Annotated in this window: 18 protein-coding genes and 1 tRNA gene; 14 read left to right on the forward strand and 5 right to left on the reverse strand. The window is 52.8% G+C overall.

All coding sequences use genetic code 11. From position 1 onward, the window contains the following. The first annotated feature begins 19 nt into the window (after window positions 1-19). The 4 genes from RAL90_RS03695 to RAL90_RS03710 all read left to right on the forward strand — a co-directional run bounded on the left by RAL90_RS03695 (window position 20) and on the right by RAL90_RS03710 (window position 3,991). On the forward strand, window positions 20-505 hold the full coding sequence (locus RAL90_RS03695) for a hypothetical protein (RefSeq protein ID WP_306253176.1): 486 nt from the start codon (window positions 20-22) through the stop codon (window positions 503-505). Further along, complete coding sequence (locus RAL90_RS03700; RefSeq protein WP_306253177.1) at window positions 505-1,107, forward strand: DUF6644 family protein; 603 nt, start codon at window positions 505-507, stop codon at window positions 1,105-1,107. The genes RAL90_RS03695 and RAL90_RS03700 overlap by 1 nt, the downstream gene beginning before the upstream one ends. Beyond that, window positions 1,107-1,781 (forward strand): DUF6644 family protein, encoded by a 675-nt coding sequence (locus RAL90_RS03705; protein ID WP_306253178.1) that lies wholly within the window; start codon window positions 1,107-1,109, stop codon window positions 1,779-1,781. The genes RAL90_RS03700 and RAL90_RS03705 overlap by 1 nt, the downstream gene beginning before the upstream one ends. A gap of 128 nt (window positions 1,782-1,909) precedes the next feature. Beyond that, the gene (locus tag RAL90_RS03710) at window positions 1,910-3,991 is read left to right on the forward strand and encodes a redoxin domain-containing protein (protein ID WP_306253179.1); all 2,082 of its coding nucleotides are present in this window, start codon (window positions 1,910-1,912) and stop codon (window positions 3,989-3,991) included. A gap of 60 nt (window positions 3,992-4,051) precedes the next feature. On the opposite strand, the gene RAL90_RS03715 is transcribed toward RAL90_RS03710, so the two are convergent. Next, the gene (locus RAL90_RS03715) at window positions 4,052-4,435 is read right to left on the reverse strand and encodes a thiol-disulfide oxidoreductase DCC family protein (protein WP_306253180.1); all 384 of its coding nucleotides are present in this window, start codon (window positions 4,433-4,435) and stop codon (window positions 4,052-4,054) included. Between the two features lie 334 nt (window positions 4,436-4,769). Between RAL90_RS03715 and RAL90_RS03720 the strand changes: the two genes are divergently transcribed. Next, a complete protein-coding gene (locus tag RAL90_RS03720; RefSeq protein WP_306253181.1) occupies window positions 4,770-6,992 on the forward strand; it encodes a M3 family metallopeptidase in 2,223 nt (740 codons plus the stop codon). A gap of 177 nt (window positions 6,993-7,169) precedes the next feature. Beyond that, entirely contained in the window at window positions 7,170-8,537 is a 1,368-nt protein-coding gene (locus RAL90_RS03725; protein ID WP_306253182.1) for a mechanosensitive ion channel family protein, read from the forward strand. A gap of 186 nt (window positions 8,538-8,723) precedes the next feature. Here RAL90_RS03725 and RAL90_RS03730 read toward each other — a convergent pair whose 3' ends face one another. Beyond that, window positions 8,724-9,482: a HupE/UreJ family protein gene (locus tag RAL90_RS03730; protein WP_306253183.1), complete on the reverse strand. Its 759-nt coding sequence runs from the start codon at window positions 9,480-9,482 to the stop codon at window positions 8,724-8,726. 250 nt (window positions 9,483-9,732) lie between these two features. Between RAL90_RS03730 and RAL90_RS03735 the strand changes: the two genes are divergently transcribed. The 8 genes from RAL90_RS03735 (at window position 9,733) to RAL90_RS03770 (ending at window position 18,436) form a co-directional block, all read left to right on the forward strand. Then, window positions 9,733-10,368 carry an ATP-dependent Clp protease proteolytic subunit gene (locus RAL90_RS03735; protein WP_372340401.1) on the forward strand — a complete coding sequence of 212 codons (636 nt, stop codon included), beginning with the start codon at window positions 9,733-9,735 and terminating at the stop codon, window positions 10,366-10,368. 173 nt (window positions 10,369-10,541) lie between these two features. Next, window positions 10,542-11,849, forward strand: a complete 1,308-nt coding sequence (clpX, locus tag RAL90_RS03740) for an ATP-dependent Clp protease ATP-binding subunit ClpX (protein WP_306253184.1) — start codon at window positions 10,542-10,544, stop codon at window positions 11,847-11,849. 257 nt (window positions 11,850-12,106) lie between these two features. Continuing rightward, window positions 12,107-14,509: an endopeptidase La gene (lon, locus tag RAL90_RS03745; RefSeq protein WP_306253185.1), complete on the forward strand. Its 2,403-nt coding sequence runs from the start codon at window positions 12,107-12,109 to the stop codon at window positions 14,507-14,509. Window positions 14,510-14,576: 67 nt separating this feature from the next. After that, a complete protein-coding gene (locus RAL90_RS03750; RefSeq protein ID WP_306253186.1) occupies window positions 14,577-14,921 on the forward strand; it encodes a chorismate mutase in 345 nt (114 codons plus the stop codon). 76 nt (window positions 14,922-14,997) lie between these two features. Next, window positions 14,998-15,333: an HU family DNA-binding protein gene (locus RAL90_RS03755; protein ID WP_306254039.1), complete on the forward strand. Its 336-nt coding sequence runs from the start codon at window positions 14,998-15,000 to the stop codon at window positions 15,331-15,333. A 93-nt stretch (window positions 15,334-15,426) separates the two neighbouring features. After that, window positions 15,427-15,502: transfer RNA gene (locus tag RAL90_RS03760), tRNA-Val, on the forward strand. 372 nt (window positions 15,503-15,874) lie between these two features. Continuing rightward, window positions 15,875-17,374, forward strand: coding sequence for an NAD(P)/FAD-dependent oxidoreductase (locus tag RAL90_RS03765; RefSeq protein ID WP_306253187.1), 1,500 nt, complete (start codon window positions 15,875-15,877; stop codon window positions 17,372-17,374). Between the two features lie 6 nt (window positions 17,375-17,380). Then, a complete protein-coding gene (locus RAL90_RS03770; protein ID WP_306253188.1) occupies window positions 17,381-18,436 on the forward strand; it encodes an alpha/beta hydrolase in 1,056 nt (351 codons plus the stop codon). 11 nt (window positions 18,437-18,447) lie between these two features. Here the strand turns inward: RAL90_RS03770 and acs are convergent, their stop codons facing one another. The 3 genes from acs to RAL90_RS03785 all read right to left on the reverse strand — a co-directional run bounded on the left by acs (window position 18,448) and on the right by RAL90_RS03785 (window position 24,280). Next, a complete protein-coding gene (gene acs, locus RAL90_RS03775; RefSeq protein WP_306253189.1) occupies window positions 18,448-20,400 on the reverse strand; it encodes an acetate--CoA ligase in 1,953 nt (650 codons plus the stop codon). Window positions 20,401-20,517: 117 nt separating this feature from the next. Further along, complete coding sequence (locus tag RAL90_RS03780; protein WP_306253190.1) at window positions 20,518-22,830, reverse strand: ATP-dependent helicase; 2,313 nt, start codon at window positions 22,828-22,830, stop codon at window positions 20,518-20,520. A gap of 40 nt (window positions 22,831-22,870) precedes the next feature. Then, complete coding sequence (locus RAL90_RS03785; RefSeq protein WP_306253191.1) at window positions 22,871-24,280, reverse strand: cytochrome P450; 1,410 nt, start codon at window positions 24,278-24,280, stop codon at window positions 22,871-22,873. Window positions 24,281-24,372 lie beyond the last annotated feature (92 nt).

The following is a 24,372-nucleotide window of genomic DNA, read 5'->3' on the forward strand; positions in this document are numbered from 1 at the left end:
TACAGGGATTTGTTTGCTGATGCTCTCGCTGACGGCATGTGGGCAGGGCGCAGAGGAGTCATCAGATTCTACAACGCAGCTTTCAGAAACAACGCAGTCTTCAGCAGATGTCTTGAGTATCATGGTTGATGAGATGGACCCGGCAGCAGATGGCATCTGGCAGTCGGCAGGCTGGATTATTACCGACGAGGGCGAGGAGGAGTTGTGGCCGACGACAGAAGAAGGCTGGCAGGCGGTCGCGGCAAGCGCTGACAACCTGATACAGCTTTCAGCGGAACTGGACGCGCCTGCCTATGCGGCGATTGGCAAGCCATGGTCGCTCAGCCTTGTCAGGCTGACACAAGCCGCCGAAGCAGCGCGACTGGCGGCGGAGACCCGGGACAAGCAGGGCCTCTTTGATGCGGGCGGTGATATATATCGTGCCTGTCTCATGTGCCATCTGCGCTATGCGCGCGAAGCCGATATGGCTGGTGCCGAGGATGCGGGTGAGGCCGGAGACCAGTGATGCGTGATTTTTTCACCTGGATGAACGAAACACCCTGGAGCATCGCCCTGCGCGAATCCTTCGTAGTCTGGCCCCTGCTGGAGGCGACCCATGTCCTGACCATTATGCTCTTTGTCGGTACCATCATTATGGTGGATCTGCGCCTGCTTGGCGTTGCCTTCCGTCAGGTGCCGGTATCAGAGATGACAACCCGCATTCTGCCATGGACGATTGGCGGATTTGTCGTGATGATTGTCACTGGCCTGTTGCTTTTTTATGCAAAACCGCTGGTCTATTATCACAATATTTTCTTCCGGGTAAAAATCGTTGTGCTGTTGTTGGCGATGGCCAACATTCTGTATTTTCACAAACGTGTGCAGGGTAACCTGGCGGCCTGGGATTTGTCACAGGCGATACCGCGCAATGCCAGAATTGCTGCCGTGCTCTCATTGAGTGCCTGGGTCATGATCGTCATTTCCGGACGGCTGATTGCGTATGACTGGTATAATTGCGAAAAACTTGACCCGGCAGGCACCCTCAGCTGGATGATTGACTGCCCGCAACGCGATAGTCTCGCGCGCATGGATATGGCCGGGCCAACCCTTGCTGCGGAGGGGGAGTGATGGCGACCTGCGAATATGACGGTGAATTTTATGACTGTTCATGGCAGGAAAAATACGTCCTGCCGATCTATGATACCTTGGACCAGTCGCCACTTGCTGACTTTATCAAGGAGTCCATGACCATCGTTCCCTGGGCAGGAACGCTTCATCTTCTGGCATTGGCACTCCTTGGCGGCGCTGTCTTTCTGGTTGATCTGCGCTTGCTCGGGGCCGGACTGCACCGCCAGAGCCCGCAGGAGCTTCAACGCACGCTCAGCCCGCTGGCCAAACTCGCGCTTGCCGCCATCGTCCTCTCGGGAATCATTCTGGCCATGGGAGAATTGATGAAGCTCTATTACAGCCCGCCATACTGGCTGAAGATGTTCTCCCTGTTTGCGGCTGTCCTCTTCACCTTCGGGGTGCGTAACCGGCTGATCCGGTCGGGCGGTACCGTAACGCCGCTCATCTGGGGAACGGGCGGTGTGGCCATTCTGGTCTGGATAACAGCCTTTGCCATCTTCTCGAACACGCTGGCGCGCGTCGCGTTGCTTCTGCTGCTTGTTGCGCTTGTTGCCATTGCCTGGCGCTGGCGACAGACGTCGAATGTGCCGACCCTGATGAAGGGCGTCGCAGCCATGTCCATCGTCATGTGGCTGACAACCGCCGCCGCAGGCCGCTGGATTGCTTTTTACTAGCGTCATGCGCCCGATGCATAAAAATTATGCGTCTTGGCGGGGGTGTACAATGACTGGCGACAAGTGCTGCCAATCATTGTACAGTAACGATTGAATAAAGTGGATAAACCGCTGATCTGGAGGAAAGAATGAGACAGAATTTTACCCGTGCAGGATTGATAAGTGCCGCCAGCCTTCTGGCACTGGCGGCCTGTTCCGGTGAAAGCCAATCCAGTCAGGATAGCAGCAATGCAGAAAAAGCTGCCCATTCAGAGCACGCGGGCATGAACCACAACATTGTGGTTGAGCCTGAAACGCGCCTTGATGTGCCAGTCTACGCTGACAATTTCCGTCTGGTCGATCACACCGGCACGGGCCATGAGTTGTTCTATCATTCTGATGCCAAGGCGGTCGTGCTGATGACCCATGGCAACGGCTGTCCGATTGTGCGCGGTGCCATCCCTGACCTGGCCGCTTTACGCGATCAGTATAAGGATCAGGGCGTCAAATTCATGTTGATCAACTCCAGTCTTCAGGATTCACGCAGTGAGGTGCTCGCGGAAGCTGAAGAATTCGGCATCGATTTTCCCATTCTCATGGATGATCATCAGATCATCGGTGAATCGCTCGGTTATGACAGAACCGCGCAAGTTTACGTTCTTGATCCGAAAAAAGGCTTCAAGGTCGCCTATCATGGTCCGTTGAATGACCGTCTGGATTACGAACGCCAGAAAGCCGAAGCCGACAACAATTATGTCCGGGACGCGCTGGACTCCGTGCTGGCAGGCGAACCGGTAACCGTCGAGGCCCCTGCGCTGAGCCCGGGCTGTCTCATCAATTTCCCGGAGCGCAAAAAACAGGCGCAGCATACCAGTATTTCGTATGCAAATGATGTTGTGCCGATCCTGAAAGACCGTTGTGTCGAATGTCACCAGGAAGGGGGCATCGGTTCCTGGGCCATGACGGATTACGATACAATTCAGGGATGGGCCCCAATGATACGGGAAGTGATCCGTACAGACCGTATGCCGCCATGGCATGCAGATTCGGAAGTCGGGACTTTCAAGGGCGACCGCAGCCTGACAGGCGAACAAATCAAGACGCTTGTGCACTGGATCGAAGCTGACGCGCCACGCGGCGAGGGGGAGGATCCTCTGGCCGGTCTTGAAATGAAAGCAGCGGAATGGCCGCTGGGCGAGCCCGACCTGATCCTCAGCCTGCCGGCGCAGACCGTACCGGCCACTGGCATCGTGGATTACACATATCCGATTGTTGAAAATCCGATGACGGAAGACAAATGGTTGAAGGCAACCACCGTCAAGGTCGGGTCGCGCGAAACAGTGCACCATGTCCTGTCCGGATACATGCCTGAAATACCCGCTGACGGTAAAGGCTATAATGACCGCTGGATCAATGAAACTGGCGGTTATGCTGTGGGGGCAGAATCCAATGTCCAGCCTCCTAATTCTGGTGTGCACATTCCTGCGGGCGGTGCCATCGGGTTCCAGATGCACTACACGCCATATGGCAAGGAAGTCACTGACGTGACGCAGATCGGGTTTTATTTCCACGAAGAAATGCCAGAGCTGCTCAATCGCCAGTCCGTAGTGATTGATGCGTCGATCGTCATCCCGCCGGGCGCCAGCCGACATCAGGAAACGGCGTATGTTGAATTTCCGTATGACGCGACCTTGCTGACGGCGTTTCCGCACGCGCATTATCGCGGCCACTCCTCCAATTTGCGTCTGCGCTATCCTGACGGCACAGAGAAAATGCTCATCTCCCTGCCGAAATATGATTTCAACTGGCAGCGCCAGTATGAGTTCGAAGAGCCAATCAAGGTGCCGGCTGGCTCAAAACTGATTGCCGATTACACCTATGACAATTCAGGTAATAATCCGGCCAATCCTGACCCTGAGGCTCTTGTCCTCTGGGGGGAGCAAAGCCACGAGGAAATGCTGTTCACCGCCTTCACCTATCGGTGGGATGGGGAAACAACGGCCAATCGCAAGGACCAGCAGCATCAGGTGTTGGAAATCAACCGCCATTTTGGCGCGATGGATGACAACATTGATGGTCAGCTTGAAGAGGCTGAGCTGCGCGGCGCATTGGGGCAGCAGTTCAAGCAGGGCTTCCCGATGATGGATGCTGACGGCAGTGGCACGGTCAGTTCGCAGGAATTCCTGCAGTTCCAGATTCAGCGCGCGCGCTCAACCGGCGGCCAGCCCTGATCTCCTGAAAGCTGTAGCTCACGCTTTCTAAGCGTGGGCTACGTGTCTTTCACAGATATCTTATTTCGACTTCAGGGGAGGCGTAATCCTCTGAAGTCCCGGGCGAACCTTCAAAAACAGCGCATACAGTGCATTGAGGACAGCGCGGCTCGGGCCAAACCGTCCGACAGGTTTCAGCCATTCCATAAAGCGCACGCGGCCCCAGACTTCCGTGAAGGCCTGTGCGCCGTTCACCATCTTGCCGTCTGGCAACTGGCAATGGAACCGTGCCATGAGTTTCGATTTCGCAATATCGCAGGATGGCACAGCGTCTGGTGCCGAAACATCTTCGAAGTTGATGGCGGATTTTTCAGGCAGGGCGCGTCGCAGCAGCGTGATTTCCCTGATGCAGAGCGGGCAGCTGCCATCATAGAATACTGTCAGCGTGTGGTCGTTCACGGTCATCGGGTGGAGGCTTTCGAAATACAAAGCCCGAGGCAATACCGCCTCGGGCTTCACATTCTAGACGTAAAATTGACCGAACGAGAGTACGAAAGAAGCAACAATCGTCAGTAGGATCAGTGTACCAGCGGCACGTTCCATGCGAAATCTCCATAGCATATTGCTCCACTGATATGGAGTTTTCTGCTCAGAAGTCACTAGGTCGATGTTGAATTTTTTGTGAAATCACGCACATGTCTGAGAGGTTATCTCACTGCTAATTACCTAGTATCTCAGCGCTGGCTTTTGAGCTGGCACCTGTTTATGGTCGCTTTGGTTAATTCTGTGAGGTTGTGAAATGACTACCAAATTCCTGAAGAATCTTCTGCTTGGCGGCGCTGCTCTGGCGCTTCTGACGGCCTGTGGCGAACAAGGCGATCGTGCTGGTCAAGATGATCATGGCGACGAGCTGCACACGGAAGCAGCTGATAACGCATCTGACGATACAGTGGCGACGGTAATGGATGCCAATCCGCTGCTTCAGGAATGGGATACACCATTCGGCATTCCGCCATTTTCTTTGGTCAGTGATGAAGATTATCTGCCAGCTTTCGATCAGGCTATCACTGAACTGGAAGCGGAAGTTGAGGCGATCATCAACAATCCTGATGCGCCGACATTCGACAATACCATAAAGGCGTTGGAGGTTTCTGGCGCGACATTGACCCGCGTCTCAAGTGTATTCGGAAACATTACCAACACGGATACAAACGACACGCTGCAGGCGCTGGAGTCTGAAATCTATCCGCGGTTGTCCAAAGTATATGACGGCATCGCGCTGAATGATGATTTATGGGCCCGTATCAAGACACTCTATGAAACGCGCGACACGCTGGGTCTCGGCAAACAGGAATTGCGGGTTCTCGAACTCTACCATCGCGATTTTGTACGCCGGGGGGCCGCTCTTGATCCGGAAACGAAAGAGCGGATGAAGGAAATCAATGCCGAGCTGTCAGAGTTGACCACAAAATTTGGTCAGAACCTGCTGGCGGAAACCAAGGATTTTGAACTGGTTGTTACGGATGAAGCAGACCTTGCTGGTCTGCAACAGGGGTTCATCGATTCTGCGAAAAAGACGGCAGAAGGCAAGGGCCGCGATGATGCATGGATCTTTGGTCTCAACCGCTCGGTCTATGAAGGCTTCATGACGCAGTCAGAAAACCGTGATTTGCGCCGTCAGTTGTTCGAAGGATATACGCAGCGTGCTGATAATGGCGGCGATACTGACAGTGGTGAGATCATCCTGAAGATCGCCCGCCTGCGGGCCGAAGCTGCCCGGTTGCGTGGCTATGAAAACCATGCCCATTTCCAGCTGGAAACACGCATGGCCAAAACAGCGCAAAACACGGAAGAGTTTTTGCTGCAGGTATGGCGTCCGGGCCTGGCGACAGCAAAGACCGAGCTGGCAGAAATGCAGGCCATGGTTGATGCAACTGACAACCCTTACAAGGTTGAAGCCTGGGACTGGTGGCACCTTTCGGAAAAAGTCCGTCAGGAAAAATATGCCTTTGATGACAGTCAGTTGAAGCCATATTTCGAGATGGAAGCCGTCTGGGATGGTGCTTTCTACATGGCCGAAAATCTCTTCGGCATCACCTTCACCAAGCTGGAAGATACGCCGGTCTGGCACCCAAGTGTGTCTGTCTATGACCTTCAGGATGCGGACGGTACGCATCTTGGTGTCTTCATGGTTGATATGTATGCCCGTGACTCCAAGCGCGGTGGTGCCTGGATGAGTACATATCGCGGGGCTAGTAATGTGGACGGCGATAATATCCGCCCGATCGTGACAAACAATCTGAATCTGACCAGACCAGCTTCGGATGATGCGCCCACATTGATGGCCTTCAACGAAGTTGAAACATTGTTCCATGAGTTTGGCCATGGTCTGCACGGATTGATAACAACGCAGAATTATGACCGGATTTCCGGCGTCGGCGGCCCGCGTGACTATACGGAGTTTCCTGCCCAGATCCTTGAGCATTGGGCCAGCGAGCCTGAAATGCTCGCGGTCTATGCGAAGCATTACGAGACAGGCGAGGTGATCCCCACCGAGCTTGTGGACAAGTTGAAAGAAGCGGCCAACCACAATGAAGGTTTCCGTACAACCGAATTCATTGCGGCGTCCCTGCTGGATCTGCGCTGGCATATGCTTAGCGAGGAAGAAGCAAACGCAATCACTGATCCGCGTGAATTCGAGAAAGAAGTGCTCGCGGAATATGGCCTGATTGACGAGATTGAGCCCCGGTATCGCTCGCCTTATTTCTCGCACATCTTCGCGGGTGGTTATTCTGCCGGGTATTATGCTTATCTCTGGTCAGAAATTCTGGACTCGGATGGTTTTGACGCGTTCAAGGAAACGGGCGACATTTTCGATCAGGAAGTTGCCGGTCGCCTGCGCAAGCATGTTTATGAAGCAGGGGCTGTCGAAGAAGCAGACGAGCTTTATCGCAAATTCCGCGGCAAGGATCCAAGCATTGAACCACTGTTGCGCAACCGCGGCTTCACCGACGGCAGTTAAACTTCATACAACACGCTTTATGAAAACCCCGTATTTTTGCGGGGTTTTTTGCATTTGCATTCATCCGGCAGCATTCGTTATAAAACTGTCATACATCATGAGGGCTGCATGATAACGGTTCTGCGAAGGTTTATTATCTTCGCGATTTGCTTGGGGCTGTGGTTCTGGCTCGGGGGAATGATCGCGAATACACCGTCGGTCTGGCTGAACGGCGTGACACACTTTGTCACGGCTATCACAGTGCTGAGTTTCGTTCTCTTGTTCGATAGCGCTCTGCGCATGTTTTTCTGGAACGGCTATCTGCGTAAAACGCTGAAAGCCAACATTCCACAGCTTATTCCGCACACAGTAACAATCATCCTGTATATCACTGCATTTGTGAATTTGCTGCACTTTGATTACGGCGTTTCGCTCACCGGCGCTCTCGCAGCCTCTGGCTTTGTGGCAATCATATTGGGCTTCGCCTTGCGCAGCGTCATACTTGACCTCTTCTCAGGCATAGCGATCAGTGCGGATAAATCATTCGTGGTTGGTGACTGGATTACGGTCACATCGCGCGACTTTTTCGAACCTATTTATGGCCAGGTAGAAGATATTGGCTGGCGTACGACGCGCCTTCGCCTTGAAGACCGGACAATGTTTATCATGCCGAACAGTCTTGGCGGGGCATTTTCCATCAATAACCACTCGCAGCCACGCGGACCAACGCGGCAGGAATTTACTTTCCTGTTGCCGCATGAAACGCCGTCTGACCGTGCCTTCTTGCTGCTTTCCGGTGCCGTACTCAAAGCGATGGAAAAAGACGGATATTACACAGATCCATCTCCCGTCATTCTCATCAAGAAGATTGATCGCGACGGCGTGCTCTATCTGGTCCGCTTTTTCTGCGATATTCACAAGAGGAGCCCGACGACTGCCATATCCTATGTTACCGGCGCAGTGCATACGGCTGTCCTTCTCAACCGGATGTCCTTTCCGGGCGAGAAAGTAGAATTACAGGATCGTCGGCAATCACATGCTGAAGCGCGCCTGGGTCGCGTGGATGCCCTGACGGCCCTTCAGCAGATTCCTCTGTTTGCCGAGACCATGAAACAGCATGAACTGGAATATATAGCCAATAATGCCGTGCGACATACTCTCAACAAAGGAGATGTGCTGATTAAACAGGATGAGGAGGGGGATTCTCTGTTTATATTTCTGGCAGGTGCCGCCGCTGTTCTTTATCAGAACGGACAAGCATCTCCAACGCGGCTCGCGATGTTATCCATTGGCGATGTGGTGGGAGAAATGTCTTTACTCACAGGGATGCCACGAAGCGCCAGCGTCATAGCAGAAACCCGCATGGAAGTGCTTGAAATCAGCAAGACCCATATGGCGCCTATGTTACGTGACAGACCAGAGATTGCCAGCGAGCTCAGCCGCCTTTTGGCTGAACGCTCAAGGCGGCAACGGGTTGTGGCCAGAAATCAGGAAATCATTGCCGCCGCTAATGATGAGTCGGAGTTGAACTTCTTGAACAAGATAAAAAATTTCTTTTCCGTATAACCGGCATTAGTCGAGTTAGGGTGCATGAAGGCACAGGCATAATGCACCGACTAACCCCTATCTCCAGTCGTCTTCCTGTAATGGGCTGCTGCATGAAATGCTGCTGCGCAGATACGGGACCTATCTCCGGAGTAGGCAGTGCTCGTGAAGGATATGAGGTTTGAACCACGCAGAACGCCAGTGGCTCTAGCCAAATACACGGCTCAGGAACCAGAACAGACCCATGACCGCAATCAGGCCGGAGGCAGGCCACACAACATATTGCCGGTAGCCAGCTTCGGTGCTCAGCATGGGCACAAAACGCCGCGCCAGCAATGTTGCCGCCAGCGCCATCCCGATCACCGCCAGCTGCCCAAATTCCACCCCGACATTGAAACTGATGAGCGACACAAGGAACTGGTCACGCACCAGCCCGAGATCACTCAAAACACCGGCAAACCCGAGGCCGTGAAACAGACCAAAGCCAAAGACCACTGCCGGTCGCCATCTGGTCAGCTCGCGAAAAAAAATGTTTTCGATAGCCACAACGGCAATGGATAGCGCAATCAACGGCTCAACAATGCCCGCCGGCACAGAAATAAAGCCGGCTGCCGCCAGCCCAAGGGTCAACGTGTGAGCAAGCGTAAAGGCTGAAACCTGTAACAGGAGCGGGCGCCATTTGGTTGATGCCAGAAACAATGCCAGCACGAACAGAATATGATCGTAACCGCGGGGCAGAATATGGATAAAGCCCAGCTTTATATAAAGACCAATGGTTTCCAGAACAGGACGATCCAGCTCAATCGCCTGCACTTCCGTCGTGCCGTAAAACGCAGATTGCGGGTCCGCAGCACCGGCGCTGTCCAGTTCAGCCAGTGCCCGGCACAATTCAGGGTCAAGTCCTGAGTCTGCTGTACAGAATTCATCTTCCGGATGCGCGTATCCAGGCCCCGTGCTGAGCGCCATGACACAGAGACAACATAAACAGAAAAGAAAAAAAATTCGGGACATATCCCTTTTCAACCTGAAACTTTATCAGTCTCTGCCTATATCAGGGACTTGAGAGCAAGATCAAACCTGCTTAACTCATGTTTCTCAGGAATGGCTTCAGCGTTGGATTTTGGGAAAAACTTAACCCTCGCAGCCCATATTGAACTTCCTGTTCTGTTTCAGGTCGCGCGCATCCTGCGGCACCTCATTTTGTTCGGAGATACTGATGAAAGACCCTCACGATATTTACATGAACACGCTCGTGCCAATGGTTGTCGAGCAGACCAGCCGTGGGGAGCGCTCCTTCGACATCTATTCGCGCCTTTTGAAAGAGCGGATCATATTCCTTTCCGGTCAGGTGCATGATCAGGTTTCCACCCTGATTGTGGCGCAGCTTCTGTTTCTGGAGGCAGAAAATCCAAAAAAAGAAATTTCTTTCTACATCAACTCTCCCGGTGGGTCGGTGACCGCTGGCCTGGCTATGTATGATACGATGAAGTATATCCGCCCGGCCGTTTCGACCATGTGCATTGGCATGGCTGCCTCCATGGGCTCCCTGTTGCTGACAGCTGGAGAAAAAGACATGCGCTTTTCCCTCCCGAACAGCCGCATCATGGTGCATCAGCCATCTGCCGGGTTTCAGGGTCAGGCATCAGATATCGAGCGCCACGCGAAAGACATCATCGAGACAAAGCGTCGCCTGAACGAGATTTATGTGGAACATACCGGCCAGGATTATGATGTCATTGAGCAGACTCTGGACCGGGATACTTTCATGACGCCTGATGAATCAGTGGATTTTGGCCTGATTGATAAGGTGATCGAGAAACGTATGTCAGCGAGCGATGACAGCGAAAGCTGATCGCAAGGCTGGTAATGGTTAAGATAATTGTTAAGGTTTGAATCGATAGTTCTCGTTCTTAAACCTTATATTGAAGACTTGGGATCAATTATGGTCCAATGGGAATTGCCTCTCTGGCACTAATCATGCAGATTTTGTGTCATGGGGGAGCAGCGTAAAGACAGGAGCGGCCAGTGAGCAAAGTAGGCGGCAAGAATTCAGGCGGTAACAATAGCGGCGGCGATAACAAGAATACGCTCTATTGCTCGTTCTGCGGGAAAAGCCAGCACGAGGTCCGCAAGCTGATCGCGGGGCCAACCGTGTTCATCTGTGATGAGTGCGTCGAGCTCTGCATGGACATCATTCGCGAAGAGAGCAAATCCTCGCTGGTGAAGTCAGGTGAGGGTGTCCCGTCGCCGCAGCACATCATGAATGTGTTGAATGATTATGTGATCGGTCAGGCCCACGCCAAGCGCGTTTTGTCTGTTGCGGTGCACAATCACTTCAAGCGCCTCAACCACGCGACAAAAAATAATGACGTTGAACTGGCCAAGTCCAACATCATGCTGATTGGCCCGACAGGTACGGGTAAAACCCTGCTTGCGCAGACTTTGGCGCGTATCCTTGATGTCCCGTTCACCATGGCAGATGCGACAACGCTGACAGAAGCTGGCTATGTCGGTGAGGACGTTGAAAATATTGTCCTCAAGCTGCTGCAATCTGCGGACTATAATGTGGAACGGGCCCAGCGCGGCATCGTTTACATTGACGAGATCGACAAGATTTCCCGCAAGTCAGACAATCCGTCCATCACCCGCGATGTATCAGGCGAGGGTGTGCAACAGGCATTGCTGAAAATCATGGAAGGCACAGTTGCCTCCGTGCCTCCTCAGGGCGGGCGCAAGCATCCGCAGCAGGAATTCCTGCAGGTCGATACAACGAATATCCTCTTCATCGTTGGCGGCGCTTTTGCCGGTCTCGACAGGGTTATCGCCAATCGCGGCGAGGGGGCTTCCATCGGTTTTGAAGCCGAGGTCAAAGAACTTGATGACCGCCGTGTGGGCGACATTCTGCGTGGAGTAGAGCCCGAAGATCTGTTGAAATTCGGCCTTATCCCGGAATTCGTCGGCCGCTTGCCGGTTCTGGCTACACTTGAAGACCTTGATGAAGACGCACTGGTGCAGATTCTCACCTCGCCGAAGAATGCTCTGGTGAAGCAGTATCAGCGTCTGTTCGAGATGGAAGATGTGAAGCTGACATTCAGCGAAGAGGCGCTTACCACTGTCGCCCAGAAAGCCATCAAGCGCAAAACAGGCGCCCGTGGCCTGCGCTCAATCATGGAAGGCTTCCTTCTGGATACGATGTTCGATTTGCCAACGCTGGAAGGCGTTGAGGAAATTGTCATCAACAAGGAAGTTGTTGAAGGCAATGCGCAACCGCTCAGCATCTATTCCCAGGATGGTAAAGCTGCCCCCTCAGCCGAGGCTGATGCCAGCGCCTGACAGGTCAGCTGAAAAAAAATAATGCCAAAGGCACGTTACTTGTTGGCGTGCCTTTTTTATTGTTCCAATGTGCCTGAAATCCATAACTTGAAATCATGAAGCTGGCCCCCACATCTTAACGAGCCCGGGCGCGTTGTACCGGCAGGCCTTTTCCACAGACTGGAAAAGCTGTTTGCGCCCTCTGGCAACACTGACCACACTGCCGTGGTGCTTCTGAAGAAGGCCCGGCACCTCAATAACTGCCGCTAGGAGTTTTTATGTCTGACTTGAGAGCCTATCCCGTCCTTCCCCTGCGCGACATTGTCGTGTTCCCGCACATGATTGTGCCGTTGTTTGTCGGTCGGGAAAAATCCGTCAAAGCCCTCGAAAACGTGATGACGGATGACAAGGAGATTTTGCTGGTCGCCCAGAAAGACGCCAGTAATGATGACCCGAATCCCGAAGATATTTACAATGTTGGTGTCGTCGCCAAAGTGCTGCAACTGCTGAAGCTGCCGGATGGTACGGTGAAAGTGCTCGTCGAAGGCGCGCAGCGCGCCACAATCGTCAAATATATCGAGAATGACACTTTCTTTGAAGCAGAAGCGATGCTGCTGGATGAAGAAGAGGCAGAGCCCGCCGAAGTTGAGGGACTTGCCCGATCTGTGAACACGCAATTCGAGGCTTATGTGAAGCTCAACAAGCGTGTCTCCCCGGAAGTCATCGTTGCGGTTGGCCAGATTGATGAGCCGTCAAAACTGGCGGATACGGTTGCCTCGCATCTGAACATAAAGATTTCCGAAAAGCAGGAACTTCTCGAGATCATCAAGGTCACAGATCGGCTTGAGGCTGTCTATTCCCTGATGGAAGGTGAGATGAGCGTCCTTCAGGTTGAGAAAAAAATCCGCAACCGGGTCAAGCGCCAGATGGAGAAGACCCAGCGCGAATATTATCTCAATGAGCAGATGAAGGCGATCCAGAAAGAACTGGGCGAAAATGACGAAGCGCGAGATGAGCTGACCGAACTGGAAGAGAAGATCGGCAAGACAAAGCTCTCCAAGGAAGCCAAGACCAAGGCCGAAGGCGAGTTGAAAAAACTCCGCCAGATGTCGCCCATGTCCGCTGAATCAACAGTGGTTCGGAACTATCTGGACTGGATCCTTTCGATCCCGTGGGGCAGCAAGAGCAAGCTCAAAAACAATCTCGAGAAAGCAGAAGAAATTCTCGACACAGACCATTATGGCCTCGAAAAGGTCAAGGAAAGAATTATCGAATATCTCGCGGTACAGAAAAGAACAAACAAGCTGAAAGGTCCGATCCTCTGTCTTGTCGGGCCGCCAGGAGTGGGCAAAACTTCTCTTGGAAAATCCATTGCAAAGTCGACAGGTCGTGAATTTGTGCGCATTTCTCTCGGCGGCGTTCGGGATGAGGCAGAAATTCGTGGTCACCGCCGAACCTATATCGGCTCCATGCCGGGCAAGATTATCCAGTCCATGAAAAAAACCAAGAAAAGCAATCCGCTTTTCCTGATGGATGAGATCGACAAGATGGGCCGCGATTTCCGGGGGGACCCGGCCTCGGCTCTGCTCGAAGTACTCGATCCGGAACAGAACGCGACATTTGCAGATCACTATCTGGAAGTCGATTATGATCTGTCAGATGTGATGTTTGTGACGACAGCAAACTCGCTCGATATGCCACAACCCTTGCTGGACCGGATGGAGATCATTCGGATTCCGGGCTACACGGAAGACGAAAAGAAAGAAATTTCCCGCCGTCACCTGATCCCTAAACAGCTTGAAAATCATGGCATGACTGACAAGGAATGGGAGATCACGGATGAGGGTCTCATTGATCTTATCCGGAATTACACACGTGAAGCCGGTGTGAGAAATCTTGAGCGTGAACTCGCAAACCTGATCCGCAAGGCGGTACGGGAAATCGAGCAGCATAGCGCCGAGAAAATCACTGTCAATCAGGAGAACCTCAGCGAGTATGCCGGTGTACTGAAATACCGCTTTGGTGAACTCGACGGCGACGATCTGATTGGTGTTGTCACCGGGCTTGCCTGGACATCCGTTGGTGGTGACATTCTCAAGATTGAAGCTGTCAAAATGCCCGGTAAGGGCAAGATGACCCCTACGGGCAATCTGAAAGATGTGATGAAGGAGTCAGTTTCTGCTGCCGCTTCTTATGTGCGTTCACGCGCCACCGAATATGGTCTGAAACCTCCTGTCTTCGACAAGACGGACATTCACATTCACGTGCCGGAAGGGGCCACCCCGAAGGATGGGCCGTCAGCTGGTGTGGCCATGGCAACGGCCATCGTCTCTGTGCTGACGGGTATTCCGATCCGACGGGATATTGCCATGACCGGAGAAATCTCGCTTCGGGGCAGGGTGCTTGCCATTGGCGGTTTGAAAGAGAAACTGCTTGCGGCCTTGCGGGCTGGCACAAAAACGGTGCTGATCCCGGAAGAAAATGAGAAAGACCTTGCTGATATTCCGCAAAATGTTCTGGACGCCCTTGAGGTGATCCCGGTGACAACAGTTGATGAAGTGCTGCAACATGCACTGACCGGCGAACTGACACCGATAGAATGGGATGAGGAAGAGGAATTGCTCAAGGCTGCCGCCGCAGCCGCAGGCAAGGATGACCCTGGCTCAGTTCTGACCCACTAGATATTGAAACCGGCCTGAAGAAGTTTCCTCAGGCCGGTTTTGTTTGTTTGAGGAGCAGGCAAAGATCATGTATCAGGCCGCCATGGACATCGAAGAAAATAAAAAAATCCTGGCTCCTGAAGCCTGTGAGACAATGGCAGATGTGCGCGCCGGCGTGGATGAACTCGACCGGCAACTGGTCACACTGCTCGTAACACGGCAGGGCTATATGGAAGCCGCTGCCCGGATCAAGCCCGCTGAATCTGATGTGCGCGTGCCGTGGCGGATCGAGCAGGTTGTCGAAAATGTGCTGCAGGAAGCTGAGCAAAAAGGGCTTTCAAAACGAATCGCTGAGCCTGTTTGGCGCGTTTTGATTGAAAAATGCATTGAGCATGAGGGTGAAAAGTGGCGCACTCTTCGCGCGCATGATTGAAAAAAATAAGAAATTACAGTAGCTTACGAATCGGTGCTGGTAGTTTTCCAACATATTGTTAACAGCGATTTGACGTATCACAGCGTCCGGACATACTGGGACTGCTAATAAGAAATCTTCCACGAGAAAGGGGAAGCCAATGAACAAGAGTGAATTTATTGATCGCGTAGCCGATCTGGCCGACATCAGCAAAACGGACGCTGGCAGCGCCGTAGATGCAGTCTTCGATGCCATCACAGAAGCACTTAAAAGTGGTGATGAAGTACGCCTCGTCGGTTTCGGCACATTCTCCGCCGCCAAGCGTAAAGCCCGCGATGGCCGTAACCCACGCACAGGCGAAACCATCAAGATCCCGGCTTCCATTCAGCCAAAATTCTCGGCTGGTAAAGGCCTCAAGGACGCCCTGAATTAAGGGAAAAATTTTTCTCTCATTGGCGCAGCAAATTCTTGCTCAAGTGAATTTGCTGCGCTAATAGTGCGGGCTCATTTCGGATCCACGAAATAAGGGCGATTAGCTCAGTTGGTAGAGCGCTTCGTTTACACCGAAGATGCCGGGAGTTCGAGTCTCTCATCGCCCACCATCAATTTCCGGTTCAGCTTCGCTGAAAAAAATCAGTCCAGTGGACTGATTTTAGGAAAATTGATGCCCCGGCAGGGGCTGCGGCAAATGACCGAGTTCCTGTTGAGACCAAGTGGAAGCGAGGCCGAGATATTGAAACGAGAGTCTCACAACCATGTTCAATATGAGGGTAACGGAAGTTTTCACTAATCAGCTCTTGAAAAGCATATCGCGTGTTCCCATTTTGTTCTCCATGGCTGTGTTGCCTTGCAGGATGTTGTGCAAACACTGCTGGCGAAGAAAAATAAAGCCATTAAGCTGCGTGATGGAGCCGGGCTTGTTATGAGGGCATGATACCGCGCGCGACGGAATAATTAGGTTTTCGGATTGAGTTATGCCTGACACAGAGTATCTGATTATCGGTGCCGGCTTTTCCGGACTGGCGATGGCATTCCGGCTGATTGAGGCTGGCAAGAAAAATTTCCGAATCTATGAGCGTGCTGAAGAATTAGGTGGGACATGGGCTGCAAATACATATCCGGGATGCGCCTGCGATGTCCCGGCGCATGTTTACTCTTTTTCGTTTGAGCAAAAACCTGACTGGTCAAAACTTTTTGCGAACCAGCCGGAGTTGCTGGCGTATATCAAGGGTGTTGCGGCTAAGCATGATCTGGAGAGGTATGTCGTGTACGGCAAAGCCGTTACAGACATGGCTTTCAATGAAAAGGAATACCACTGGTCCGTGCAAACGGATGATGGCGAAACATGCACAACACGCTTTGTCATTGCTGCAGCCGGGCCGCTGGCAACACCCGCCATGCCGCAGATAGATGGGTTGGATAGTTTCCGGGGAGAAATGTTCCATTCCGCCAACTGGCGACATGATGTTGACCTGACCGGTAAGGCGGTCGCCGTGATCGGGACGGGCGCCAGTGCGATTCAGTTTGTGCCCGAAATCGTGGATCAGGTAGATACGCTGACCGTTTTTCAGCGTACCGCGCCCTGGGTCCTGCCACGAATGGAGCGGGAGTTTACTGACGGTGAGCTTGACTCTTTCCGAAACCGACCCGCCCTGGCGCGTCTGGTCAGGCGTTGGCTATACTGGCGCTCGGAGATGCGGGCTATTGGTTTTTTCCGTTATCCCGGTCTGTTGAGAGTTTTTGAATGGATGGGTAAACGTCATTTGAAATCTCAGATCGCGGATGAAGAGTTACGGAAGGTCCTGACACCGAATTTTCGGTTTGGCTGCAAACGGCTTTTGATGTCGAACCAGTGGTATCCGGCCTTGGCGCATGAGAAGTCAGAAGTTGTTACTGCACCGATCAAGCGCATAGTGTCAGATGGCATTGAGCTTGAAGCCGGGCGAATGCTGAAGGCAGATGTGATTATCATGGGGACAGGCTTCCATGCCACCGAGCCAATGCCCGGCATCAATGTGACAGGACGCAGCGGCAAAAATCTCCACGAAGAGTGGTCGGGGAAGGGGGCTGAGGCTTTTCTGGGCTCCAGCGTTTCAGGCTATCCCAACCTCTTCATGTTGCTCGGTCCTAATACAGGGCTTGGTCATAATTCGGTAGTCTATATGGCCGAGGCCCAGATCGAGGGTATCTTGCGCCTTATTGCAAAAGCAGATGAAAAACAGGCCGCAACGATTGAGGTGACAGAAAAGGCGCAGGCAGAGTTTAATCACACTCTGCAGGAACGACTGTCAAAATCTGTCTGGCAGACAGGCGGCTGTGACAGCTGGTATAAAACCGAAGGTGGCCGCAACACGACACTTTGGCCCGCTCACACGTTCGACTTTAGAAAACAGGCGACAAATTTACCGCTGGAGGCATTCAGCCTGTCGGCAACTGTGACCAAAAAATCGATTGAAACACAAGCACCGGAATAGAAGTTTATGAAACCTGGTACAGAATTTTATGCCCTGAAGGCTATTCTTGCGCTGCCTGACGGTGTTCGTAAAACGCTTTTTTCTGAAAAACCGGTCAATATACGGAATTCAGATATTGATGCGCAAACACGTACCCTGTTGCGACTTATCGAAATTCAGAAGCGTCAAACAATTGACGAAATCGGGAAGGCTAGTGGAGTAGATGCTGCTCGTGCTGCTTACCGGCATTATTACAAAATGGGAGCATGGCAATCCCGTAAGCTTCCCGTCAGGTCTGAGGATGTTGTTCTCCCGGGCGGTCGTGATGAGATGAAGGCCCGCCTGTACCACCCTGAATCTGTCAGTTCTGATGGCTTGCTGATCTATATTCATGGCGGCGGCGGTGTGATTGGGGATGTGGAGGCGTATGATTATTTCAATCGTTATATGGCCGATTACCTTGGGGCAGCCGTTCTGTTCCCGGAATATGGTCTTGGACCTGAAAATCCGTTTCCTGAAGGTGTGAGGGATTGCCTTGCAATGACGCGGGCCTTGCCCGGATTGGCTGAGCGTTTTGGCGTCAGTGCCAGTAATATCATTATTGGGGGAGAGAGCGCCGGCGCGATGCTATCTGCGATATGCGGTAACGAAGCTGGGCAGGCGGGTATCGATGTGAAGGCCCTATGGCTTCTGTTCGGCGCCTATGATGAGCTGACGAGCGATAAATATGCGTCGATGACTGATTATGCTTCCGGCTTTGGCCTGTCGCGCGATATGATTGAGTGGTTTGCGACTCAGTATTTTGCCAATGGTGACAGCGAGCTGGTGCAATATCCGCTGCCAATCAACTTGCCGCACCTGAACAATCTTCCCGCAACGCTGTTGCGTGCTGCTGAATATGACCCTTTATTTGATCAGTCTATGGCGTTTATGAACGTGATTCAGCCGATGGGCGTTGATGTAACATATCGCGTCGCAGAAGGACTGTTGCACGGATATACTAATCTGTTTGAACTTATACCGGCGGCAAAAGCTGCCCTGGATGAAGATCTCGACTGGATCAAGGCAGCGTTCTCTGCCTGAATCAGGAATGGTTATCGATTCAGTCTGCCTTCAATCAGTGTCTCAACAATATCTGGTTCTGCTAGTGTCGATGTATCGCCCAGATTACTGAACTCATTTTCAGCTATCTTGCGAAGAATGCGACGCATGATTTTGCCAGAGCGCGTTTTTGGCAAGCCCGGGGTAATTTGGATAAAGTCCGGCTTGGCGATCGGGCCAATTTCTGTTCTGACCTGCTGAATCAGATCTTTCACCAGGTCATCAGAGCTTTCTGTGCCAGCATTCAGAATGACATATGCGTAAATTCCCTGCCCCTTGATATCGTGCGGCACACCGACAACGGCGGCTTCTGCCACATCCCTGTGCGCGACAAGAGCACTTTCAATCTCTGCTGTGCCCATTCTGTGCCCGGAGACATTTAGTACATCATCGACCCGGCCTGTTATCCAGTAATATCCGTCCTCGTCACGCCGAGCACCATCTCCCGTAAAATAGAGTCCCGGATAAGTCTTGAAATACGTCTCAATGAAGCGCTCATGATCGCCATAAACAGTACGCATCTGGCCCGGCCAGGAGGCTTTGAGGACAAGGTTGCCTTCTGCCGCGCCTTCAAGGAACTTGCCGTCTGCATCGACCAGTCCAGGCTGTACGCCAAAGAAAGGCCGCGTTGCAGATCCGGGTTTCAGGTCTGTTGCGCCGGGCAAGGGTGTAATCAGGATACCACCTGTTTCTGTCTGCCACCATGTATCGACAATAGGGCAGTTTCCTTCACCGACCACACGGTGATACCACAACCATGCCTCCGGGTTAATCGGCTCACCAACTGTTCCCAGAATACGCAATGACGAACGATCATGCCGGGTTACATGCGCATCGCCTTCACGCATCAGGGCGCGAATGGCTGTCGGGGCTGTGTAAAATATATTCACCTTATGCTTGGCCACAACTTGCCAGCACCGACCAGCATCAGGCCAGGTTGGTACCCCTTCAAAAATAAGCGTTGTGGCACCATTGGCCAGGGGGCCGTAAATAATGTAACTGTGGCCGGTGACCCAACCTACATCTGCTGTGCACCAGTATATGTCGCCTGGTTTGTAGTCGAATACCATTTCGTGCGTAAATGACGCATAGGTCAGATAGCCACCTGTCGTGTGCATGACCCCTTTGGGTTTCCCAGTTGACCCGGACGTGTACAGAATGAAAAGCGGGTCTTCTGCATTCATGACTTCCGGTTCGCAGTCAGGGTGAACATCACTCATTGCTTCATTAAGCCAGAGGTCACGACCGGCCTCAAAGGCTACCGGCCCGTCGGTATGTCTCCAGACCAGCACGGTACGCACCGGGTGGTCCTTGCCTGCCAGCGCGGCATCTACGTTTGCCTTGAGGGGGATGGCTTTTCCGCCCCGCACGGCTTCATCGGCGGTGATGACGCAATTCGCGCTACAATCATCTATGCGCGACGCAAGTGCCTCTGGTGAAAAGCCACCAAAGACAACCGAATGAACAGCACCGATGCGCGCACAAGCCAGCATGGCATAGGCAGCTTCGGGAATCATTGGCATATAGAGGATAACCCGATCACCCTTTGCAACGCCGCGTGCTTTCAAGACATTCGCAAGGCGACAAGTTTGCTCATAAAGATCCGCATAGGTGATATTCTTTGATACAGAAGGGTCATCACCCTCCCAGATAATGGCTGTTTGGTCTGCCTTGTCTTTCAGGTGACGGTCAATGCAGTTGACGGCAACATTCAATGTACCATCTTCAAACCACTTAATATGCAGATCATTCTCATTATATGATGTATCGCGCACTTTGGTAAATGGCGATATCCAATCCAGTCTTTGGGCAATTTCCGACCAGAAGGATTCCGGCTCCTTGATGGAGCGCTCATACATCGCGTCGTATTTTTCAGGTGTTATATGGGCATCCGCGCGAATATCCGGATTGATGCTGATGATGTCAGCGTTCTGGGTGTCGGACATTGTCATCTCCTGGACATTTTGGTTTTCTGCAAGTTCTCTCTGGGCAGAGCCTAACGCATTTTTTTGATACTCTACAAGAGGTGGGTACAGGTGGGTAAGGGGGAAGGGCTCAAGTTGTCAGGGGCGTTCGAGAAAGGTATCAATGACTTTTTTTGTGCCGGCTTTCTCAAAGGCAACTTCCAGTTTATTCCCTTCAATCGTCTTCACTTCTCCGTAGCCGAATTTCTGGTGGAAAACACGCTCACCTGTTTTGAAGCTGGTGCTGCCGGGTGTTGAGGTGGCGATCAGTTCAGCCTTGCCTTCCAGTGCGGGCGGGCGCGTGTTGTGCCGTTTGGCTTGTCGTGCGCGTTTCCAGCCCGGATTATCGTAATATGTTTCCTCTTCCATCTTTACACCTGAAAAACTGGAATACGCAGCCAGATCAGAGGCCGCTGCGCCATATAATCCGGGTTCAGACATTACCTCGACAAATTCCTCCGGCAATTCATCGATAAAGCGGGATGGCATCGCGCTTTGCCAGCGGCCATATATTTGCCTGTTGGCAGCGAAGGAAATGCGGCAACTCTCCATTGCACGGGTGATTCCGACATAGGCGAGGCGGCGCTCTTCCTCCAGACCGTCATTACCGTTTTCATCGAGAGAACGGGCCGAGGGGAAAATGTCTTCCTCCCAACCAGGAAGAAAGACGACCGGCCATTCCAGCCCTTTGGCCGCATGTAGTGTCATCAGCCAGATTTGCCCGCCGTCTGTTGTCTGATTGATATCTGACACCAGTGAAACATGATCAAGATACCCTTCCAGTGTTTCAAACTCACCGGCAGCGTTGACCATTTCCTTGAGGTTGTCGAGTTTGGAAGGTGCCGTCGGGCTTTTCGAGTTCTTCCAGAAGTCAGTGTAGCCACTTTCTTCGAGAACTGTTTCTGTCAGCGTTGCCGGGTCGGTCTCTTTTGTCATATGAGACCAGCGCTCCAGAGCGTCAAGAAAGCCTGCCAGACCGGATCGGGCCTTGCCTTTAAGCTTATCTGTTTCCAGCGCGATGCGGCCCGCAGCTGCCATGGAAACGCGCGCCTTGCGTGAGATAAGCTCCAGTGATTGCACGGCCTTGACGCCAAAGCCACGTCGGGGTTTGTTGACAATACGCGAGAATGACAGGTCATCATCAATGTTCCGCACCAGTCTCAGATAGGCGAGTGTGTCCCGCGTTTCCTCTCGCTCATAAAATCGCGGCCCGCCAACAACCTGATAAGGCAGACCCGCCATGTTGAAGCGTTCTTCAAAACTGCGCATCTGGAAAGAAGCACGCACCAGAACGGCCATGTCAGACAGCGAGCGGCCCTTTGATTGTTCAGCCTCGATATCATCCGTGACGGTGCGCGCTTCTTCCTCGCCATCCCAAATGCCGCGCAATTGCACTTTCTGGCCGCCGTCCTGCTCTGTCCACAATGTCTTGCCAAGGCGTGTCTTGTTGCTCTCGATCAGGCCGGATGCAGCCGCGAGGATGGGCGCTGTGGAGCGGTAATTCTGTTCCAGGCGGATCACCTTGGCACCTGGAAAGTCTTTCTCGAATTTCAGGATATTAGCGACTTCTGCGCCTCGCCAGCCATAAATCGACTGATCGTCATCGCCCACACAGCAGATATTGCGATGCTGTTGAGCCAGCAGGCGCAGCCACAGATACTGGGCCACATTGGTGTCCTGATATTCGTCCACAAGCATATAGCGGAAGTTGGTTTGGTATTTCTCAAGAATATCTCGGTGCGTCTGAAATATGGTCAGGTTGTGAACAAGCAAATCACCGAAATCAGCAGCATTCAGTGACACAAGCCGCTGTTGGTAATTTCTGTAAAGATCAATGCCTTTGCCGGCAGCGAAAAAATGTCCCTCATTGTCGGGCACCTTGTCAGGTGTCAGGCCGCGGTTTTTCCAATCGTCAACAAAAGCAGCGAGGCCCCGCCCGGTCCAGCGTTTCTCGTCAAGGCCTTCCAGTTCTATAACCTGTTTGCACAGCCGGATCTGGTCATCGGTATCAATGATGGTGAAAGAGGGTTTGAGGCCAACCAACTCGGCATGAATACGGAGAATTTTCGCCGCCACAGAGTGAAAGGTGCCAAGCCACTGCATACCTTCAACGGTATCGCCGATCAGGTGCCCGACGCGTTCCTTCATTTCGCGCGCCGCCTTGTTGGTGAAGGTCACGGCGAGTATTTGCCATGGCGCAGCACGGCGCGTGGTCAGCAGATGCGCAAGCCGTGTTGTGAGGGCGCGCGTCTTGCCAGTGCCCGCACCAGCAAGAACCAGCACAGGACCATCCGCTGAGATAACGGCTTCGCGCTGCATCTCGTTCAGGCCCTCAAGATAGGCAGAAGTGTCAGCATTGGAGGGCGGCGCTGCGGCCATGGCGCGCGCTGAAAGCGAGGTATTTCCTGTCATTATATGTATATAGCCCGAAAGAACGATTCTGGAACAGAGGCTAGCGCTGTTTCACGAAAACGGGCATGCCATCCTTCGGTCTGAGGGTAACGTTCATTTGGGGTACAATCTCGTGGCGGTCATCATGGCGGAAATGGAATTGCCGCGTGAGCGTCGCAAGAATGGTGACGGCTTCCATCATGGCGAATTTCAAGCCGATGCAAATTCGCGGTCCCGCGCCGAACGGCAGATATACGAAGCGGTCACGGGCCTTCACCTGATCTTCGGTGAAGCGCGCCGGGTCAAACGCATTCGGGTTGTCCCACAAAAAAGCGTGTCGTTGCATGGGATAGACGGCAATCGATACGTGATCGCCGGGTTTGAGATTATTGCCGCCGACTGTGACGGGTGCACAAACAGAGCGCGGGATGAGGCAGACCGGTGGATATAGCCGCATCGTTTCCATGATGACCCGCTCATGCAGGTCAAGGTCAGGCAGATGGTTGGCGGCGATTGGTGTATCCCCGGCAACTTCCTTGACTTCATCATAGAGGCGGTCCTGCCATTCGGGCATCTGGCTCAGGATGGAAATCGTCCAGGTCAGTGCGACCGCCGTTGTTTCATGCCCGGCACCGATAAAGGTCATCAGGTTATCAAGCAGCTCTGCATCCTTCAGACCGTTGCCTGTTTCAGGATCACGCGCGCTTATCATCAGGCCGAGCAGGTCTTCGCCAGGGTGGTCCTGCTGCTGACGATTGCGGATTTGTTCGGCGGCAAAAGCCCTCATTCTCGCGACAGCTTTTTTGCCCTCTGCGATACCAGGATTGGCAAGGGCACGGGGCACCCAGTCAGGCGCATCAAACAAATCGAGCAGATTGAACTTGCCGACAGTCTGCAGATATTTCGCAATATCGTCTGCAACCTGCCGCTGGCTGTAGTCAGGGTTTGTGCTCTCACCTGAAAGAAGCGTCGCCTCGATAATGTCGTATGTGGCCTGCACCATCTGTTCGTGGATATCGAGGTGGCATTCTTCATGCGCCTGATCGATAGATGAACTGATCCTTTGCGCTGTATCGCTTGCCGCTTTCTGCATGGTGGGCACCATCTTGATGAGTGCCTCGTGGCGAAAGGCCGGGGTAACGGCTTTTCTTTGTTGTCTCCACACAGCGCCTTCCGTGGTCAGCAATCCTTCGCCAACGGCTGGTTTCAGCAGGCGATCCTGGATATAGGATTTCTTGAAGCAGTCGGCATCGCTCAGCAGAATTTGTTTTGCATAAACCGGGTCCATGACCTGCATGAACGTCCGACCGCCAGCCTTGAGCGTATATGTCCGGTTGTGAAAAAAATATTCTGACCACATCTCAATCGGGTTTCTCAACGTGTCCCGATAAACAGTCAGGAAACCAGCCGCATCCTGGCGGCGGTTGACTGTTGGGGGTTCAAAAGCAGCTTGTGGTGTGGTCGCAGACATCACTGCTCTCCATCATTAGGGCCTTGAAGTTTATATATGAGCGACCGGCCCCGATGATAAGGCCAGGTCAGGGAAAATCTGCCCTCTGGCAA

Origin of the sequence: Parvularcula sp. IMCC14364 (assembly GCF_030758415.1) — a bacterium.
Lineage (GTDB): Bacteria > Pseudomonadota > Alphaproteobacteria > Caulobacterales > Parvularculaceae > Aquisalinus.

Bases quoted from the DNA above. Each gene is read 5' to 3' on its own strand.
- RAL90_RS03705 (WP_306253178.1), top strand. From the start codon at position 1,107: ATGGCGACCTGCGAATATGACGGTGAATTTTATGACTGTTCATGGCAG.
- acs (WP_306253189.1), bottom strand. From the start codon at position 20,400: ATGTCCGACACCCAGAACGCTGACATCATCAGCATCAATCCGGATATT.
- RAL90_RS03715 (WP_306253180.1), bottom strand. From the start codon at position 4,435: ATGACCGTGAACGACCACACGCTGACAGTATTCTATGATGGCAGCTGC.
- RAL90_RS03765 (WP_306253187.1), top strand. From the start codon at position 15,875: ATGCCTGACACAGAGTATCTGATTATCGGTGCCGGCTTTTCCGGACTG.
- RAL90_RS03785 (WP_306253191.1), bottom strand. From the start codon at position 24,280: ATGTCTGCGACCACACCACAAGCTGCTTTTGAACCCCCAACAGTCAAC.
- RAL90_RS03710 (WP_306253179.1), top strand. From the start codon at position 1,910: ATGAGACAGAATTTTACCCGTGCAGGATTGATAAGTGCCGCCAGCCTT.
- RAL90_RS03725 (WP_306253182.1), top strand. From the start codon at position 7,170: ATGATCGCGAATACACCGTCGGTCTGGCTGAACGGCGTGACACACTTT.
- RAL90_RS03770 (WP_306253188.1), top strand. From the start codon at position 17,381: ATGAAACCTGGTACAGAATTTTATGCCCTGAAGGCTATTCTTGCGCTG.
- RAL90_RS03730 (WP_306253183.1), bottom strand. From the start codon at position 9,482: ATGGCGCTCAGCACGGGGCCTGGATACGCGCATCCGGAAGATGAATTC.
- RAL90_RS03735 (WP_372340401.1), top strand. From the start codon at position 9,733: ATGAAAGACCCTCACGATATTTACATGAACACGCTCGTGCCAATGGTT.
- lon (WP_306253185.1), top strand. From the start codon at position 12,107: ATGTCTGACTTGAGAGCCTATCCCGTCCTTCCCCTGCGCGACATTGTC.
- RAL90_RS03700 (WP_306253177.1), top strand. From the start codon at position 505: ATGCGTGATTTTTTCACCTGGATGAACGAAACACCCTGGAGCATCGCC.
- RAL90_RS03750 (WP_306253186.1), top strand. From the start codon at position 14,577: ATGTATCAGGCCGCCATGGACATCGAAGAAAATAAAAAAATCCTGGCT.
- RAL90_RS03720 (WP_306253181.1), top strand. From the start codon at position 4,770: ATGACTACCAAATTCCTGAAGAATCTTCTGCTTGGCGGCGCTGCTCTG.
- RAL90_RS03780 (WP_306253190.1), bottom strand. From the start codon at position 22,830: ATGACAGGAAATACCTCGCTTTCAGCGCGCGCCATGGCCGCAGCGCCG.
- RAL90_RS03695 (WP_306253176.1), top strand. From the start codon at position 20: ATGCTCTCGCTGACGGCATGTGGGCAGGGCGCAGAGGAGTCATCAGAT.